The 14,303-nt window shown below is 69.4% G+C and carries 14 protein-coding genes; 3 read left to right on the top strand and 11 right to left on the bottom strand.

What is annotated here, in order from left to right:
• Positions 1-3 precede the first annotated feature (3 nt).
• A complete protein-coding gene (locus tag GRX31_RS04480) occupies positions 4-1,293 on the top strand; it encodes an aminopeptidase (RefSeq protein ID WP_160851755.1) in 1,290 nt (429 codons plus the stop codon).
• On the opposite strand, the gene GRX31_RS04475 is transcribed toward GRX31_RS04480, so the two are convergent.
• Both GRX31_RS04475 and GRX31_RS04470 read right to left on the bottom strand, forming a co-directional pair.
• Entirely contained in the window at positions 1,245-2,672 is a 1,428-nt protein-coding gene (locus GRX31_RS04475) for an ATP-binding protein (RefSeq protein ID WP_160851662.1), read from the bottom strand. The two genes, GRX31_RS04480 and GRX31_RS04475, sit on opposite strands and share 49 nt — an antisense overlap.
• Positions 2,665-3,339, bottom strand: coding sequence for a response regulator (locus GRX31_RS04470; RefSeq protein WP_016446608.1), 675 nt, complete (start codon positions 3,337-3,339; stop codon positions 2,665-2,667). The genes GRX31_RS04475 and GRX31_RS04470 overlap by 8 nt, the downstream gene beginning before the upstream one ends.
• Before the next feature lie 148 nt (positions 3,340-3,487).
• On the opposite strand from GRX31_RS04470, the gene GRX31_RS04465 reads away from it, so the two are divergent.
• A complete protein-coding gene (locus tag GRX31_RS04465; protein ID WP_160851660.1) occupies positions 3,488-5,254 on the top strand; it encodes a phosphoethanolamine transferase in 1,767 nt (588 codons plus the stop codon).
• A gap of 18 nt (positions 5,255-5,272) precedes the next feature.
• Here the strand turns inward: GRX31_RS04465 and GRX31_RS04460 are convergent, their stop codons facing one another.
• From GRX31_RS04460 to GRX31_RS04435, 6 genes are all read right to left on the bottom strand, one after another.
• Entirely contained in the window at positions 5,273-5,788 is a 516-nt protein-coding gene (locus GRX31_RS04460) for a nucleoside deaminase (RefSeq protein WP_126311247.1), read from the bottom strand.
• A 14-nt stretch (positions 5,789-5,802) separates the two neighbouring features.
• Positions 5,803-6,570 carry an ABC transporter permease gene (locus GRX31_RS04455; protein ID WP_012203071.1) on the bottom strand — a complete coding sequence of 256 codons (768 nt, stop codon included), beginning with the start codon at positions 6,568-6,570 and terminating at the stop codon, positions 5,803-5,805.
• A gap of 16 nt (positions 6,571-6,586) precedes the next feature.
• Entirely contained in the window at positions 6,587-7,429 is an 843-nt protein-coding gene (locus GRX31_RS04450; RefSeq protein WP_017406667.1) for an ABC transporter ATP-binding protein, read from the bottom strand.
• 69 nt (positions 7,430-7,498) lie between these two features.
• Positions 7,499-8,536, bottom strand: a complete 1,038-nt coding sequence (locus tag GRX31_RS04445; RefSeq protein WP_160851658.1) for an ABC transporter substrate-binding protein — start codon at positions 8,534-8,536, stop codon at positions 7,499-7,501.
• A 55-nt stretch (positions 8,537-8,591) separates the two neighbouring features.
• A complete protein-coding gene (locus GRX31_RS04440; RefSeq protein WP_012203068.1) occupies positions 8,592-9,107 on the bottom strand; it encodes a nucleoside deaminase in 516 nt (171 codons plus the stop codon).
• Between the two features lie 10 nt (positions 9,108-9,117).
• On the bottom strand, positions 9,118-10,146 hold the full coding sequence (locus tag GRX31_RS04435) for an ABC transporter substrate-binding protein (RefSeq protein WP_043780730.1): 1,029 nt from the start codon (positions 10,144-10,146) through the stop codon (positions 9,118-9,120).
• A gap of 597 nt (positions 10,147-10,743) precedes the next feature.
• Here GRX31_RS04435 and GRX31_RS04430 point away from each other — a divergent pair.
• Positions 10,744-11,766 (top strand): isopenicillin N synthase family dioxygenase, encoded by a 1,023-nt coding sequence (locus tag GRX31_RS04430; RefSeq protein ID WP_047468388.1) that lies wholly within the window; start codon positions 10,744-10,746, stop codon positions 11,764-11,766.
• An 82-nt stretch (positions 11,767-11,848) separates the two neighbouring features.
• Here the strand turns inward: GRX31_RS04430 and GRX31_RS04425 are convergent, their stop codons facing one another.
• The 3 genes from GRX31_RS04425 to GRX31_RS04415 all read right to left on the bottom strand — a co-directional run bounded on the left by GRX31_RS04425 (position 11,849) and on the right by GRX31_RS04415 (position 14,268).
• Positions 11,849-12,103, bottom strand: a complete 255-nt coding sequence (locus GRX31_RS04425) for an acyl-CoA-binding protein (RefSeq protein WP_012203065.1) — start codon at positions 12,101-12,103, stop codon at positions 11,849-11,851.
• A 115-nt stretch (positions 12,104-12,218) separates the two neighbouring features.
• Positions 12,219-12,998, bottom strand: coding sequence for an ATP-binding cassette domain-containing protein (locus GRX31_RS04420; RefSeq protein ID WP_160851656.1), 780 nt, complete (start codon positions 12,996-12,998; stop codon positions 12,219-12,221).
• 61 nt (positions 12,999-13,059) lie between these two features.
• Entirely contained in the window at positions 13,060-14,268 is a 1,209-nt protein-coding gene (locus GRX31_RS04415; protein WP_133073434.1) for a M20 aminoacylase family protein, read from the bottom strand.
• Positions 14,269-14,303 lie beyond the last annotated feature (35 nt).

The following is a 14,303-nucleotide window of genomic DNA, read 5'->3' as shown; positions in this document are numbered from 1 at the left end:
AGGGTGCGTGAAGGCTTGAGTGTAGTCAGGCGCGGCCTGCCCGCGATTTTGGCGGGCATAGGCCTGCTGCTGGGCGGCTGTGCCAGCACGGGGGCCGGCGGCGACGGCCTGGGCTATTACTGGCAGAGCCTGCGCGGCCAGATACACCTGCTGCAGGCCAGCCGCCCCATTGACGACTGGCTGCAGGACGACAACCTGGCACCCGCGCTGCGCGAGCGCCTGCTTGCGGCCCAGCGCATGCGCAGCTTCGCCGTGCAACGGCTGGGCCTGCCCGACAACGCCAGCTACCGCCGCTACGCCGATCTGCAGCGGCCCTTTGCCGTGTGGAACGTGGTGGCCGCGCCGCCCGACAGCCTGGAGCTGCACCGCTGGTGCTTTCCCGTGGCCGGCTGCGTGGGCTACCGGGGCTACTTTTCCGAGGCAGACGCCGTGGCCCAGGCCCGGCTGCTGGCCGACCAGGGCCTGGAGTCCGGCAGCTACGGCGTGCCCGCCTATTCCACGCTGGGCTACCTGAACTGGCTGGGGGGCGATCCGCTGCTCAACACCTTCGTGGGCTGGGGCGAGGGCGAGTTCGCCGGCCTGCTGTTCCATGAGCTGGCCCACCAGGTGGTCTACGTGGCCGGCGATACCGCCTTCAACGAATCCTTTGCCACCACCGTGGAGCGCCTGGGCGCAACGCTGTGGCTGGCCACCGAGGCCGGCCCAGCCGCCCGCGCGCGCTGGGAGTCCAGCCAGCTGCGGCGTACGCAGTGGCGGGCACTGACCGGGCGCACGCGCCAGGCGCTGCAGCAGCTGTACCAGGACCCGCAGCAGCGCGGCCCCGCCATGCAGCAGGCCAAGGCGCAGATCTACCAGCAGCTGCGCAGCGACTACGCTGCGCTGCGTGCGCAATGGCGCAGCGCCGATGCAGCCTTGCTGACGACCGACGCGCAGCGCCAGTTCTACGAACGCCACCAGGCCCGGCTGGACCAATGGGTGGCCGATGCCAACAACGCCAGCTTCGGCGCGCTGGCCGCCTATGACGACTGGGTGCCGGCCTTCACCGCGCTGTGGCACCAGGCCCAGGCCCAAGCAAAGACCCAAGCTCCGGCCCAGGCCCAGCCCGGCAACGAGGCAATCCAGGGCTGGCAGCGTTTCTATGCCGAGGTGCGGCAGCTGGCCGCCCTGCCCGCAGCGCAGCGCAACGCCAGGCTGTGCAGGCACATGCCGGCCGATGCGCCCCTGCCGCCTGCCTGCGCCCCGGATCAGGCCGGGGCGTCGGGATCCGCGGACGGATCGCGCCCCGGCAACTGAATGCGTGCCAGCAGGCCGCTGGAGCTGCCAGGCGGTGGCGACTGCAGCTGCAGGCTGCCGCCGTGCTGGGCCACGATCATGGACACGATGGACAGGCCCAGGCCATAGCCCGGCGATGCCAGTTCGCGCACGGCGCCCTGGGGCAGGCGCAGATCGTCCACATGGCGCACATGGCGCTCGCGCGCGGTGCCCAGCGCCACGGCGTCCATGCCCGGCCCCTCGTCGCGCACCTGGACGGTATGGCTGTCGCAGACTTCGAGCAGCACCTCCGAGCCATCGCTGTAGCGCAGCGCGTTCTCCACCAGGTTGCGCAAGGCAATGGCCAGCGTGTCCACGTCGCCCGCCACCGGCCCGCAGGGCTGCTCGGGCAGCACCACGTCCAGCCGCAGCTGGGTGGATTCGTCCTGCTGCCAGAACTCGGAGGCCACCATGCTGGCCAGCGTATCCAGCCGCACATCGTCCTGCGCCAGCGCCGAGCCCGAGGCCGCGCGCGACAGCTGCAGCAGCTTTTCCGTGCGCTGGCTCAGCCGCTCCAGCGCCTCGTGCGCGGCCCGCACGTCGGTGTTGTCCACGCCACGGTCCAGGGCCGTCTGCAGGCGCAGCGTGGCCACGGCCAGCGGCGTGCGCAGCTCGTGGGCCGCATTGGCGGCCATGGAGCGCTCCACCTGCAGCGCATGCGACAGGCGCTGCATCAGGTGGTTGATGCCCCTGCCCAGCCGCCACAGCTCGCGCGGCATGGCGTCCAGATCCAGCGGCTCCAGGTTGGAGCCGCCGCGCTCGCTCAGCTGCAGCTGCATGTCGCGCAGCACGCGCAGGCGCCGCCGCGCGGTCACGCGCAGCGCCCAGCCCATGAGGGCGAGCATGACCACCATCACCGAGCCCAGCGCCAGCAGCGCCCGCTGCAGCGCCTCGCTGCGCTCGACCATGGGATCGGCCAGCATCAGGAACAGCGGCTGCCGGGGATGGGCCACCACATAGATGCGCCAGCCCTCGCGCTCGTAGAAGCCCTCGCGCATGGGCACGGCAAAGGCCGCCACGGGGGCGGCCTGGGTGCGCAGCAGCACGTTGCCGCGGCCGTCCTGCAGCTGGTAGACCAGATCCTCGGCCTCGTCGCCCGGCTGCGAGGCCACATGCGGGCGCTGCACGCCCTCGCGCGAGTGGTCTTCCTGTTCCAGCTGGTGCACGGCCACCTCCAGCAGGCGGTGGCCGCTGTCGATCATTTCCTGGTCGAAGTTGTGGTGCACGATGTGGCTGACATACCAGGCCAGCGCCAGCACGCAGGCCAGCCAGACGGCGGCCAGGGCCAGTGTCAGCTCGCGGGCCAGCTGGTCGGCCAGACGGGGCGGCAGCGCCAGGCTGTAGCGCTGCGGCTCATCCATGCTCGAGGGCCAGGCGGTAGCCGGTACCGCGCACGGTCAGGATGCGGTCGCGCCCGAGCTTGCGGCGCAGCCGGCTGATGAACACTTCCAGCGTGTTGCTGTCGGCCTCGGCATCGAAGCCGTAGAGCGCATCGAGCAGATGCTCGCGCGCGTGCACACGCTGCGGCTGGGCCGTGAGCACGCGCAGCAGCGCCCATTCCTTGGGCGTGAGCAGCAGGGTGCGGCCGGCGTCGCGCACCATTTCACGGGCCAGGTCGATCTCCAGCGTGCCCATGCGCAGCACGGCGTCCTGCCCGGCCTGCATGCCGCCGCCGCGCCGGCTCACGGCGCGCAGGCGGGCCAGCAGTTCCTCGGGGTCGTAGGGCTTGACCAGATAGTCGTCGGCCCCCGCGTCCAGCCCGCGGATGCGGTCGCTGACCTGGTCGCGGGCCGTCAGCACGATGGTGACGGGAGGCTGCGCCAGCCGGCGCAGCGTGGGCATGAGCGCCAGGCCGTCACCGTCGGCCAGGTGCAGGTCCAGCAGCACGGCCGCGTAGCTGGCACCGGCCAGGCAGGCGCGCGCCTGGGCCAGAGAAGGCACGCTGTCGATCAGAAAGGCCTTGGAGCGCAGATAGCTGCCCACCGCCTGGGCCAGGGCCTCATCGTCTTCGACCAGCAGGATTCGCATGGGAGGTTGGGCCTTCGCACATCAGGATGCGCACCGGATACGGACGGAACAAGCGTGGCGCAAGGGGGGGGCGGCAGGGGTTCAAGCTGAACGGAGTCTGAACGCGGGGTTCAGATGTTCTTAAGCTGCGAATTCTACGCTCGCGGCCATGTCAGAACGCCTGCTCGCCCGCCCCCCCTTTGCCGGCTCCTCCGGCACCGGCCAAGCCCCGGCCCCATCTTCTGCCCAGCCTGCCCAGGCGGCCCCCGCCAGCCTCCCGGCACGGCTGCGCACGGCCTGGAGCGCACCGCGCTCGCCCCAGGCCGTGGCCCTGGTGCTGGCGCTGTGGCTGCTGGCCACCGCCAACTGGGCGCTGTGGCGGCGCCTGCCCCACCTGGAAGGCTATGACGGCAGCCTGGCCGCCCTGGTGCTGCGGCTGCTGCCCCTGGGCCTGGGCGGCCTGCTGCTGCTGCTGTCGCTGACGGCCTGGCCGCGCGGCATGAAGCCGCTGTGGATTGCCCTGCCCTGGATTGCCGGCGCGGCCCAGTACTTCATGACCGCCTACGGCACGGTGATGGACGGCGGCATGATCAACAACATCCTGCAGACCGACCTGCGCGAGAGCAGCGACCTGTTCAACCCCCAGCTGCTGCTGCAGCTGCTGCTGGTGGCCGGACTGCCCACGGCCTGGCTGCTGCGGCTGCGCGTCATCCGCCCGCGCCGCGGCATGCAGACCGTGCTGCGCACGCTGGCGCTGCTGGCCGCCTCGGTGCTGCTGCTGGCGGCCTCGGTCTTTGTCTCGTACCGCGAGCTGGCGCCCGTGGTCCGCAACAACCTGTGGATGCGCCACATGCTCAATCCGGTCAGCCCGGTGCTGGCCTCGCTGGATGCGGTGCTCAAGCCCATCCTGCGGCCCAAGCGCCCGTTCGCCAGCATTGCGGCCGGCGCCACGCTGGGCGCCACCTATGCGGCCGAGCGCAAGCCGCCGCTGTTCGTCATCGTCGTGGGCGAGACGGCGCGCGCCGCCAACTGGGGCCTGAACGGCTATGCGCGCGACACCACGCCCGAGCTGGCCAGGCGCCAGGTGCTCAACTGGAGCAACGTGACCTCCTGCGGCACCAGCACGCGCGAATCCGTGCCCTGCATGTTCTCGCACCTGGGCCGCACCGGCTTCTACAAGAGCAAGGTGGACTACGACAACCTCGTGGACGTGCTGTACAGCGCCGGCCTGGCCGTGCTGTGGCTGGACAACCAGGCCGGCTGCAAGGGCGTGTGCGACCGCATTCCCAACGCCAGCACCGCCGACCGCCTGGACACGCCCGACGGCAAGGCCCTGTGTTCCAGCGATGGAGAATGCCTGGACGGCATCCTGCTCAGCGGCATCGACGAACGCATCGCCGCGCTGCCGCGCGAGCGCCGCGAGCGCGGCGTGGTGCTGGTCATGCACCAGATGGGCAGCCACGGGCCGGCCTACTACAAGCGCTCCACGCCGGAGACCAAGGTCTTCCAGCCCGAATGCCTGACCAATGCGCTGTCCAGCTGCACGCGCGAGCAGGTGGTCAATGTCTACGACAACTCCATCCGCTACAACGACCATTTCCTGTCGCAGACCATCGACTGGCTGACGCGCCAGCAATCGCGCTACCAGACCGGCATGGTCTACATGTCCGACCACGGCGAGTCGCTGGGCGAGATGGGCATCTACCTGCACGGCATGCCCTACGCCATGGCGCCCGACGAGCAAAAGCACATTCCCATGATTGCCTGGCTGGGCAACCTGGGCGAGCGCACCGGCGTGTCCGAACGCTGCGTGCGCGGCCAGCTGGACGCGCCGCTGTCGCACGACAACCTCTACCACACCACCCTGGGCCTGCTGGACGTGACCAGCCCCACCTACCAGAAGCCCCTGGACGCGCTGGCCGGCTGCCGCAGTTGAGCCGCCCGCGCAGGCGGCTCAGCCCTGTTGCCAGAAGCCCCGGTGCGGCGCCAGCATCTCCTCCTGCAGCGCAGGCACGGGCCCCACGACCTGCACGCTGCGCTGCCCGCGCGCGAAGACCTCGCGGCAGGGCAGGGACAGCGTGGGATTTTCGGGATGGTCGCCCGTCAGCGCCAGCAGCGCCGTTTCCTCGGCGCCGTAGAGCACGCGGCCTATGCCGGCCCAGTAGATGGTTCCGGCGCACATGGCGCAGGGCTCGAAGGTGGTGACCAGGGTGCACTGCGCCAGGTAGGCGCCCGGATAGTTGGCGGCGGCCGTGCGCGCCAGCGTGGACTCGGCATGGTTCACCGTGTCGATGTTGCCCTGCTCGGCCAGCACGGTCTCGCCATCGGGCGCCAGCAGCAGCGCGCCAAAGGGATGGCGGCCCATGGCCATGGCCCGCTCGGCCACGGCGCCTGCGCGGCGCAGCTGGCGGGCCGCCTGTTCGTCGGTCAGGGGCGTCATGGAAGGTGTCGTCGCGGGTGCGGGCGTCATGGCCGGATTCTCCCTCACTCGCCCTGCGAGCCGCGCCGGGCCCAGCCCGTGGTGCGCTTTTCGATGGCGCTGAACAACTCGTACATCACCATGGCCATGGCGCCCACCACGATCAGGCCGGCAAAGGCCAGGCCCATCTGCATGGACGAGCCGGCCGACACCAGCAGGTAGCCGATGCCTTCGTTGGCCGCCGTCATCTCGCTGACCGTGGTGCCCACGAAGGCCAGGGTGATCGCCACCTTCAGCGAGCCGTAGAAGTACGGCATGGAGCGCGGCAGGCCGACCTTGATGAGCACGTCCCAGCGCCGGGCGCCCAGCACGCGCAGCACATCCTCCAGCTCGGGCTCCAGCGTGGCCAGGCCGGTGGCGATGTTGACCATGATGGGAAAGAAGCTGATCAGGAAGGCCGTGAGGATGGCCGGCCCCGCGCCGATGCCGAACCAGACCACCAGGATGGGCACGAAGGCCGCCTTGGGCAGTGCGTTGAAGGCGGTCATCAGCGGATAGAACGCCGCATAGGCCAGGCGCGAGGAGCCGATCAGAAAGCCCAGCAGCACGCCCACCACGATGGCGATGCCAAAGCCCGCCATCGTCACCCAGTAGGTGCGCCAGGCGTGGGCGGCGATGATGCCGCTGAACTCGGCCAGCTGCCGGCCGATGGCCCAGGGGCTGGGGAAGATGAATTCCGAGACCTCGAAGGCCGAGCAGATGACCTGCCACAGCAGGATGACCGCCAGCAGCAGCACCCAGGGCGCCCAGCGTTCCGCGTATTTCTTGTGCATGTGAATCTCCCCCGTTCTATTGTTGGATGGCCGCGCCGGTCTTGCGCATGGCGCCGATGTGGCCGCGCAGCTCGTGCACGATGTCGGTGAATTCGCGCGTGTAGGTCAGCTCCAGCTCGCGCGGGCGCGGCAGCTCGATGTCGCGGCGCACCACGAAGCGGCCCGGGCTCTTGCTCATCACGTACACGGTGTCGGCCAGGAAGACGCTTTCGCGCAGGTCGTGCGTGACCAGGATGACGTTGAAGCGCTGCTCGGCCTGCAGGTCGCGCAGCACGCACCACAGCTCCTCGCGCGTGAAGGCGTCCAGCGCGCCGAAGGGTTCGTCCAGCAGCAGCATCTGGGGCTCGTGGATCAGCGCGCGGCAGATGCTGGCGCGCTGCTGCATGCCGCCCGACAGCTGCCAGGGGTACTTGTCCTCGTAGCCGCCCAGGCCCACCTTCTGCAGCAGGGCGCGCGCACGCGCCTCGTACTCCTTGCGCTTTTGGCGGAACTGCGAGCGGTGCGGCTCCACGATCTCCAGCGGCAGCAGCACGTTGTCCACCGTGGTGCGCCAGGGCAGCAGCGACGGCGCCTGGAAGGCCATGCCCGAGATCTTCAGCGGCCCGGTCACACGCTCGCCGTTGACCATGACGCGGCCCATGGAGGGCATCTTCAGCCCCGTGGTCAGCTTCATGAAGGTGGACTTGCCGCAGCCCGAGGGGCCGACGATGGCGATGAACTCGCCGCGCCGCACCTGCAGGTCGATGGCCTCGACCGCGAAGTGGTTGGCGCGCAGCAGCTCCTCGTTGTAGGCAAGCCAGACGTCGCGGAACTCGACGAAGAAGGCGTCGTCATCGCCGTGGGATGTGGAGGAATTCATGTCAGGCAGCAGGCAAGGGCCGTGCACGCCACCCGCTGGCGCACGCGCACGGTGTCAATCACTTTGTCGTCACTTCTTGGGCAGGATGTTCAGCTCGGCCGCAGACGGCAGGAAGCTGCCGTTCCAGACCTCGGCCGGGTTCACGCGCGTCTTGGTGGCGTAGACATCGGAGACCTGCGACGCCATCAGCGACAGCCGTGTGGGCACGACCTGGCCAAAGCCCTCGGCACGCGCGTCGGCGCTGTTGACCACGGTGTCGATGGCCAGTTGCAGGCGGCGCGTCTCCAGCTGGGTGTTGACGATGCCGTCGCGCTCCTTCACGTAGGCAATGGCCGCGCCCGGGTTGGCGATGACTTCCTTGGCCCCCTTGGCGAAGGCCTGCAGGAAGGCCTTGATGGCGGCCGGGTTCTCCTTGATCAGCTTCTGGCTGGCGATGATGGCGTTGCCGTACAGCTTCACGCCGAAGTCCGCATAGGGCATGACCACCACGTCGGCGGCCTTGATGCCGCGCGCCTCCAGGTTCAGCAGCGAGGTGAAGGTGAAGCCCGTGATGGCATCCACGTCGCCGCGCACCAGCATGGTCTCGCGCAGCGGCGGGTCCATGGCCGTCCACTGCACGGTGCCGACCTGGTTGGCCTTGGCGAACAGCGGGAAGGCGCGGCGGCCCGCATCGAACACGGGCGCGCCCAGCTTCTTGCCGGTGAGGTCGGCCGTCCTGGCGATGCCGCTTTTCTTGAGCGCCATCACCGAGGCCGGCGTGTTGTTGTAGACCATCATCACGGCCACGGGCTTGTTGGGCATGTCCGGGTTGTTGGCCTGGAACTCCATCAGCGCCGCGATGTCGGCAAAGCCCAGGTCATAGGCGCCCGAGGCCACGCGCTGCACCACGCCGCCCGAGCCGCTGCCGGCATCGACCGTGACATCCAGGCCCGCGTCCTTGAAGTAGCCCTTGGCCACCGGCTGCAGGAAGAAGGCGGCCGGCCCCTCGAAGCGCCAGTCCAGCTGGAACTTCAGCGGCGTGGCCGCGTGGGCCTGTGTATGGGCCGTTGCCAGGCCCGCGCTGGCGGACAGGGCCAGGACGGTGTGCAGGAACAGTCGTTTTTGCATGGTGGGCTTCCTCTCTGGTGGTCAAAAGAAACGGTGGGGACGGAACGGGGCCGGGTCAGCTTTTCCAGGCGCCCTGGTGCGATGCGGCGGCCTCGCCGATCAGCGCCGGGCCTATGCATTCGATGGCGTGGGACGAGGCGGCGAACACATCGCGGCAGGACAGCTCGGCATCCTTCTGGTCCAGGCGCTCGCCGCGGAATTCGCGCAGGCGCACGGCGTCTATGCCGTAGACCACGCGGCCTATGGCCGACCAGAAGATGGCGCCCGCGCACATCACGCAGGGCTCGGCCGATGAATACAAGGTGGCTGCGGACAGCGCCTCGCGGTCATGCAGGGGGCTGGCCAGGCGGATGGCCGACAGCTCGGCATGGGCCGTGCAGTCGCCGCTCTCGCCGTTGGCGTTGGAGGCCTCGGCCAGCACGCGGCCATCGGCGGCCACGATGAGTGCGCCGAAAGGGCGGTTGCCGCGCTGGCGCGCGCGGTCGGCCATGGCGATGGCGCGGCGCAGGTACAGGCCGTCGCGCTCGTCGAGCGAGGCCTCAAGGGGCAGTGAAACGGTGGCGTGGTCCATGTGCACTCCCTCAGGCCTTGGCCATGCGCGCGGCCAGCGGCGGCAGCAGGCTGCGGTTGAACAGCGCATCGGCCGACACGGGTGCCTTCAGGCCGAAGGCCTGGCTGACCTGCTCGGCCTGTCGGGCCAGCAGCTGCGGGTCGATGTCGCCCAGGCCGTGGCGCTGCGTATCGGGCGCGGCCAGGTATTGCGAGGTGATGGCCCAGCGCGCCAGTTCCAGCTTTTCATCCAGGATGGGCTCGCGCTGGCGCACGGCGGCCACGGCCAGCGCAGGCTGGGCCAGGCATTCGATGAGGGCACGGTTGCTGGCACGCAGGAATCCCGCCACCAGCGCCGGCTGCTCGGCCACCAGAGCGCTGGAGGCCAGGATGGCATTGCCGTACAGCTGCACGCCCGCATCGGTGTAGCGCAGCACCGACAGCTCCTCGGGCTTGATGCGTGCGAACAGCGACACGGCCGAGTCATGGAAATAGGTGGCCGCATCCACATCGCCGCGCACCACCACGTTGTCGCGCGCCGAGAACTCCGTCGTGGTCCAGGCGAACAGGTCGGCCGGCAGGTTCTGGCGCTGCGCGACCAGGGGCCAGACGCGGCGCGTGGACTCCACGGCGGCGGCGGCCACCTTCTTGCCCTTGAGGCTGGCGAACTCGCCCGTGATGCCCCGGTCCTTGCGGCCGATGATGGCGAACGGCGCGCGGTTGTAGTACTGGTAGACGGCCTGCACGCGCGCGGCACCTGCGTTCTGCGCCTGGAACTCGATCAGCGAGCTGATGTCGCCCAGGCCCAGCTGGTAGGCGCCGCTGGCCACCCGCGTGATGGATGCCACCGAGCCCGAACCCACGTCGATGCTCACGTCCAGCCCCTCGTCGCGGTAGTAGCCCTTTTGCAGCGCCACGAAAAAGGGCGCGGTCTGCGAGGTCACGCGGAAGTCCAGCGTGAACTTCAGCGGTGTCAGCGCCTTGCCCTGGGCGAAGGCACCGGGCATCACGGCACTGGCAGCGGGAAGGGCGGCGGCGGCAAGGAAATGGCGGCGTTGCATGGTGGAACTCTCAGTCGCTATCAACATGGGGACCGGCCGCTGGCATGGGGCCGGGCGGCTGGCGTGACATGAGCAATTTCCGGGCAACGCGCACTGGGCGCGTGCTGAACGCTTCTACTCGTTCGTCCTTGTATGCAAAGTGCGTACCACCCCCTGAGTCGCTTCGCGCCTTCCCCCTCTCTCGCTGCGCGGGAGGGGGACGACACCCTCGGTGCGGTGCGGCCCTTCCTCGGCGTCACTGGGCTGGGCCGCGCCGGTTTTCGACGCGGCGGGCATGCATCAGATTGGTGCCAGACGGTTCCGATGCGGCGCGTGCACCAAGCTGCCCGGCCCTCTTGCACCACTATGGAACGCAGGCGGCCATGAACCGGCCTTCGCGGGCTGGCGCGCTGTTTGCTTGGGTGGTTGGCAAGAGTAGAAGCGTTCAGCTTGCCGGTCTGTGCCGGCGCGGGTCATTGCTCTTGAAGCGGGTGCGGGAGCGGCGTGGCTGCGACCTGTGCCCTGTCAGCCACTTCAAGAGCGACGGGCGGGATCGGTGTCTTTTTGCGCCGGCCGCCGCGTGCCTTGCCACTGCCTTTGCGGCAAAGGAAACAGACCATGAACATGCTTGCCAACTCCACCCTGCCTTCGGCACCGGCGTCAGATTACGCGCTGGGTGAACTCGCCAAGGAGGCCCGCATGGGCGGCCAGGGGCAGGAGACGCGCGCACGGGAGGTGCGGGTGATCGACATCTCCGACTTCGACCGCCGCAAGGCCGAGATCGCCGATGCGATCTGGCAGGCCTCGGTGGAGATCGGCTTCTTCCAGGTGTCGGGCCACGGTATTCCCCAGCCCGATATCGATGCGGCCTTCGGGCGTGCCGAGCAGTTGTTCGCCCTGCCGCGCGAGGTGAAGGCGCAGTGGCCGCTGTCGCGCAATGCGGGCTGGGAGCACAAGGCGCAGATCCGGCCTTCCACGCGCACGCCCGACCAGAAGGAGTCCTACCAGGTGACGCGCCCGCGCATGGCCGGCCTGTGGCCCACGCAGCAGGAGCTGCCGGGCTTTCAGCAGGCCACGCTGGACTTTGAGCGCCAGTGCTGGCAGGTGGGCATGCAGCTGCTGTCATGCTTTGCGCACAAGCTGGGCTTTGATGCGGACTTCTTCACGCGCGCCCACGACCCTTCGGTGCCCGCCTACCAGAGCACGCTGCGCATGCTGCACTACTTCGCGGTCGATCCCGCGCTCAAGGATGAGCTGGGCCTGTGGCGCGCAGGCGCCCACACCGACTTCGACTGCCTGACCCTGCTGTTCCAGCGCGCGGGCCAGGGCGGCCTGCAGGTGCTGCCGGGCAAGGAGATGGAGGGCCAGCAATGGACGCCCGTGGACCCCGTGGAGGGCGTGATCACCTGCAACATCGGCGACATGCTCACGCGCTGGAGCGACGACCAGCTGCCCAGCAACTTCCACCGCGTGCGCAATCCCCTGCCCCATGAATACCAGGGCGCGCGCTACAGCCTGGCCTTCTTCTGCCAGGCCAACGAGGACGCGGTGATCGAGGGCCCGCAAAAGAAGTACCCGCCCATCACGGGCGCGGAGTACCTGCGCCAGCGCATCAGCGCGAACTTTTCCAACAAGTACTGAGCCCGGCCGGGGCCGTGGCCGGAAACGACAAGGCCCCGGAGTCCGGGGCCTTGCCTGTGTCTGCGATCGGTGGTGGTGTTGATCAGCGCAGCGATTCGATCAGGTCGATGTACTGCTGCTTGGCGTCGTCGGCCGAGGTGTCCTTGAGCTTTTCCCAGGCGTCCCACTTGGCGCGGCCGACCATGTCGGTGAAGCTGGGCTTCTTGGCCTCGTTGTCGCCTTCGGTGGCCTGCTTGTACAGCGCGTAGAGCTTGAGCAGCGTGGCGTTGTCGGGGCGCTCGCTGATCGAGGTGGAGTTCTTGACGGCGGCCTCGAAGGCGGCGTTCAGATCGGACATGGCGGGTCTCCTGGTGGGCGGTTCGTGTAGCGGCACAGTGTAGCCAAAAATGCAGGAATTTAGAACGACCGTGCTTTTTTCATCGTCATCCGAACCGAGACCGGCTACGCCCCTCCTACGCTGCGCTGCACAGGTGCCCGGCCATGGGCCATCGGTCGGCCCCGCAAGGCGCGGGGGCCGGCGCCTGGCCCCGGGCGCTGCCCGGTTGAAGGATGCGGCCGTGCTCCATCACGACCACGCGGTCGGCGACGGCGAAGGCCTGCTGGCGGTCTTGCGTCGCATAGACGGCCGTACAACCCAGGCTGCGCAGCAGCTGGGGAATTTCCTCGCACAGGCGCTCGCGCAGGTTGCCGTCTAGGCCGGACAGGGGTTCGTCCAGCAGCACCAGGCGCGGGCGCTCCACCACGGCGCAGGCCAGCGCCGCACGCTGCTGCTGGCCGCCCGACAGGCTGCCGGGAAGGCGCTCGCCCATGCCCTGCAGCCCGACCAGGCCCAGGGTCTGCTGCACCCGCTCGTGGATCTGCGCGCGAGGCAGGCCGCGCATTTCCAGCGCGAAGGCCACGTTGGCCTGCAGGCTCATATGGGGCCAGAGCGCATGGTCCTGGAGCACCAGGCCCAGCTCGCGCCGCTCGGGCGGCAGGGACTGCGAGGCGCTGGCCGCGCACTGCCCGCCCATCCAGACTTCGCCGCGGCTGGGCTGCTCCAGCCCGGCCAGGATCTTGAGCAGGGTGGTCTTGCCGCAGCCCGAAGGCCCCAGCAGGGCCAGCACCTCGCCGGGGGCGATCTGCAGACTGATGTCCTGGAGCACGGCGCGCTCGCCGTGGATGCGCTTGAGCTGCCGGGCTTGGACGACCACGCCCTGCGCGGCGGCCGTGGAGGATTCGATGGAGGTCACAGGGACCGCATGCTAGGTGCGGTGTGTGACATGCCGGTGTCGGCCGGACCCTGCAAGGGCCTCAGCGCGTGGGCTCGCTCAGCCAGCGCTGGGCCAGCTTCACCCAGAACGTGGCGCCCTGCGGGATCAGCTGGTCGTTGAAGTCGTAGCTGGGGTTGTGCAGCGTGCAGGGACCGCCGCCGTGGCCGATGGCGCGGTGGTCGCCGTCGCCATTGGCGATGAAGCAGTAGGCGCCGGGCTTTTCCAGCAGCATGAAGGCGAAGTCCTCGGCGCCCATGGACGGCTCCTGGGGCAGCACGTTGGCCTCGCCCACGACCTCGGCCATGACGCGGCGTGCGAACTCGGCCTCGGGCGCGGAGTTGATGGTGGGCGGGTAGTTGCGCACGAACTCGAACTCGCAGCGCGTGTCATGCGCCGCGCAGATGCTCTCGGCCAGGGTCTTCATGCGCCGCTCGATCAGGTCCAGCACCTCCAGCGTGAAGGTGCGCACCGTGCCCTGCAGCTCCACGCTGTCGGGCACCACGTTCGTGGCCTCGCCCGCATGGACCATGGTGACCGAGACCACGCCCGCCTCGATGGGCTTGACGTTGCGGCTGACGATGGTCTGCAGGCCCAGGATGAGCTGGGCCGCCACGGGCAGCGGGTCGATCACCATGTGCGGCATGGCCGCGTGGCCGCCCTTGCCGCGCACGACGATGCGGAACTCGTTGCTCGACGCCATGGCCGGGCCCGGGCCCACGGCCATGGTGCCGGCCTTCATGCCCGGCCAGTTGTGCATGCCGAACACGGCCTGCATGGGGAACTGGGTGAACAGGCCGTCCTCGACCATCTCGCGCGCCCCGCCGCCGCCCTCTTCGGCCGGCTGGAAGATCAGGTGCACCGTGCCCTCGAAGCTGTCGCGGTGCACGGCCAGGTACTGCGCGGCGGCCAGCAGCATGGCGACATGGCCGTCATGTCCGCAGGCATGCATTTTTCCGGCGTGGCGGCTGGCGTGCTCGAAGGTGTTGAACTCCTGCATGGGCAGGGCGTCCATGTCGGCGCGCAGCCCGATGGCCCGGCCGCTGGCGCCGCCGTCACGGCCGTGGATGGTGCCCACCACGCCCGTGCGGCCCAGGCCGCGGTGCACGGCAATGCCCCAGCCTTCGAGCTGCCGGGCCACCAAGTCGGCGGTGCGCAGTTCCTCGAAGCACAGTTCGGGATGGGCATGTATGTCGCGGCGCAGCGCGGTGATCTCGGGTGCGCTGTCCAGCAGCTCCTGCAGCAAGGCCATGGGGTTCTCCTTCTAGAGCGTGTTATGCACTTTTA

Source organism: Delftia sp. CH05, assembly GCF_009827015.1.
Lineage (GTDB): Bacteria > Pseudomonadota > Gammaproteobacteria > Burkholderiales > Burkholderiaceae_C > Comamonas > Comamonas tsuruhatensis.
Note: the sequence above shows the minus strand (reverse complement) of the source record. Positions and strands in the feature narration are given on the sequence as shown.

What these genes read in the sequence shown, in the direction of transcription:
- GRX31_RS04475 (WP_160851662.1), bottom strand. Translation starts at nt 2,672, where the DNA reads ATGGATGAGCCGCAGCGCTACAGCCTGGCGCTGCCGCCCCGTCTGGCC.
- GRX31_RS04470 (WP_016446608.1), bottom strand. Translation starts at nt 3,339, where the DNA reads ATGCGAATCCTGCTGGTCGAAGACGATGAGGCCCTGGCCCAGGCGGTG.
- GRX31_RS04465 (WP_160851660.1), top strand. Translation starts at nt 3,488, where the DNA reads ATGTCAGAACGCCTGCTCGCCCGCCCCCCCTTTGCCGGCTCCTCCGGC.
- GRX31_RS04460 (WP_126311247.1), bottom strand. Translation starts at nt 5,788, where the DNA reads ATGACGCCCGCACCCGCGACGACACCTTCCATGACGCCCCTGACCGAC.
- GRX31_RS04455 (WP_012203071.1), bottom strand. Translation starts at nt 6,570, where the DNA reads ATGCACAAGAAATACGCGGAACGCTGGGCGCCCTGGGTGCTGCTGCTG.
- GRX31_RS04450 (WP_017406667.1), bottom strand. Translation starts at nt 7,429, where the DNA reads ATGAATTCCTCCACATCCCACGGCGATGACGACGCCTTCTTCGTCGAG.
- GRX31_RS04445 (WP_160851658.1), bottom strand. Translation starts at nt 8,536, where the DNA reads ATGCAAAAACGACTGTTCCTGCACACCGTCCTGGCCCTGTCCGCCAGC.
- GRX31_RS04440 (WP_012203068.1), bottom strand. Translation starts at nt 9,107, where the DNA reads ATGGACCACGCCACCGTTTCACTGCCCCTTGAGGCCTCGCTCGACGAG.
- GRX31_RS04435 (WP_043780730.1), bottom strand. Translation starts at nt 10,146, where the DNA reads ATGCAACGCCGCCATTTCCTTGCCGCCGCCGCCCTTCCCGCTGCCAGT.
- GRX31_RS04430 (WP_047468388.1), top strand. Translation starts at nt 10,744, where the DNA reads ATGAACATGCTTGCCAACTCCACCCTGCCTTCGGCACCGGCGTCAGAT.
- GRX31_RS04425 (WP_012203065.1), bottom strand. Translation starts at nt 12,103, where the DNA reads ATGTCCGATCTGAACGCCGCCTTCGAGGCCGCCGTCAAGAACTCCACC.
- GRX31_RS04415 (WP_133073434.1), bottom strand. Translation starts at nt 14,268, where the DNA reads ATGGCCTTGCTGCAGGAGCTGCTGGACAGCGCACCCGAGATCACCGCG.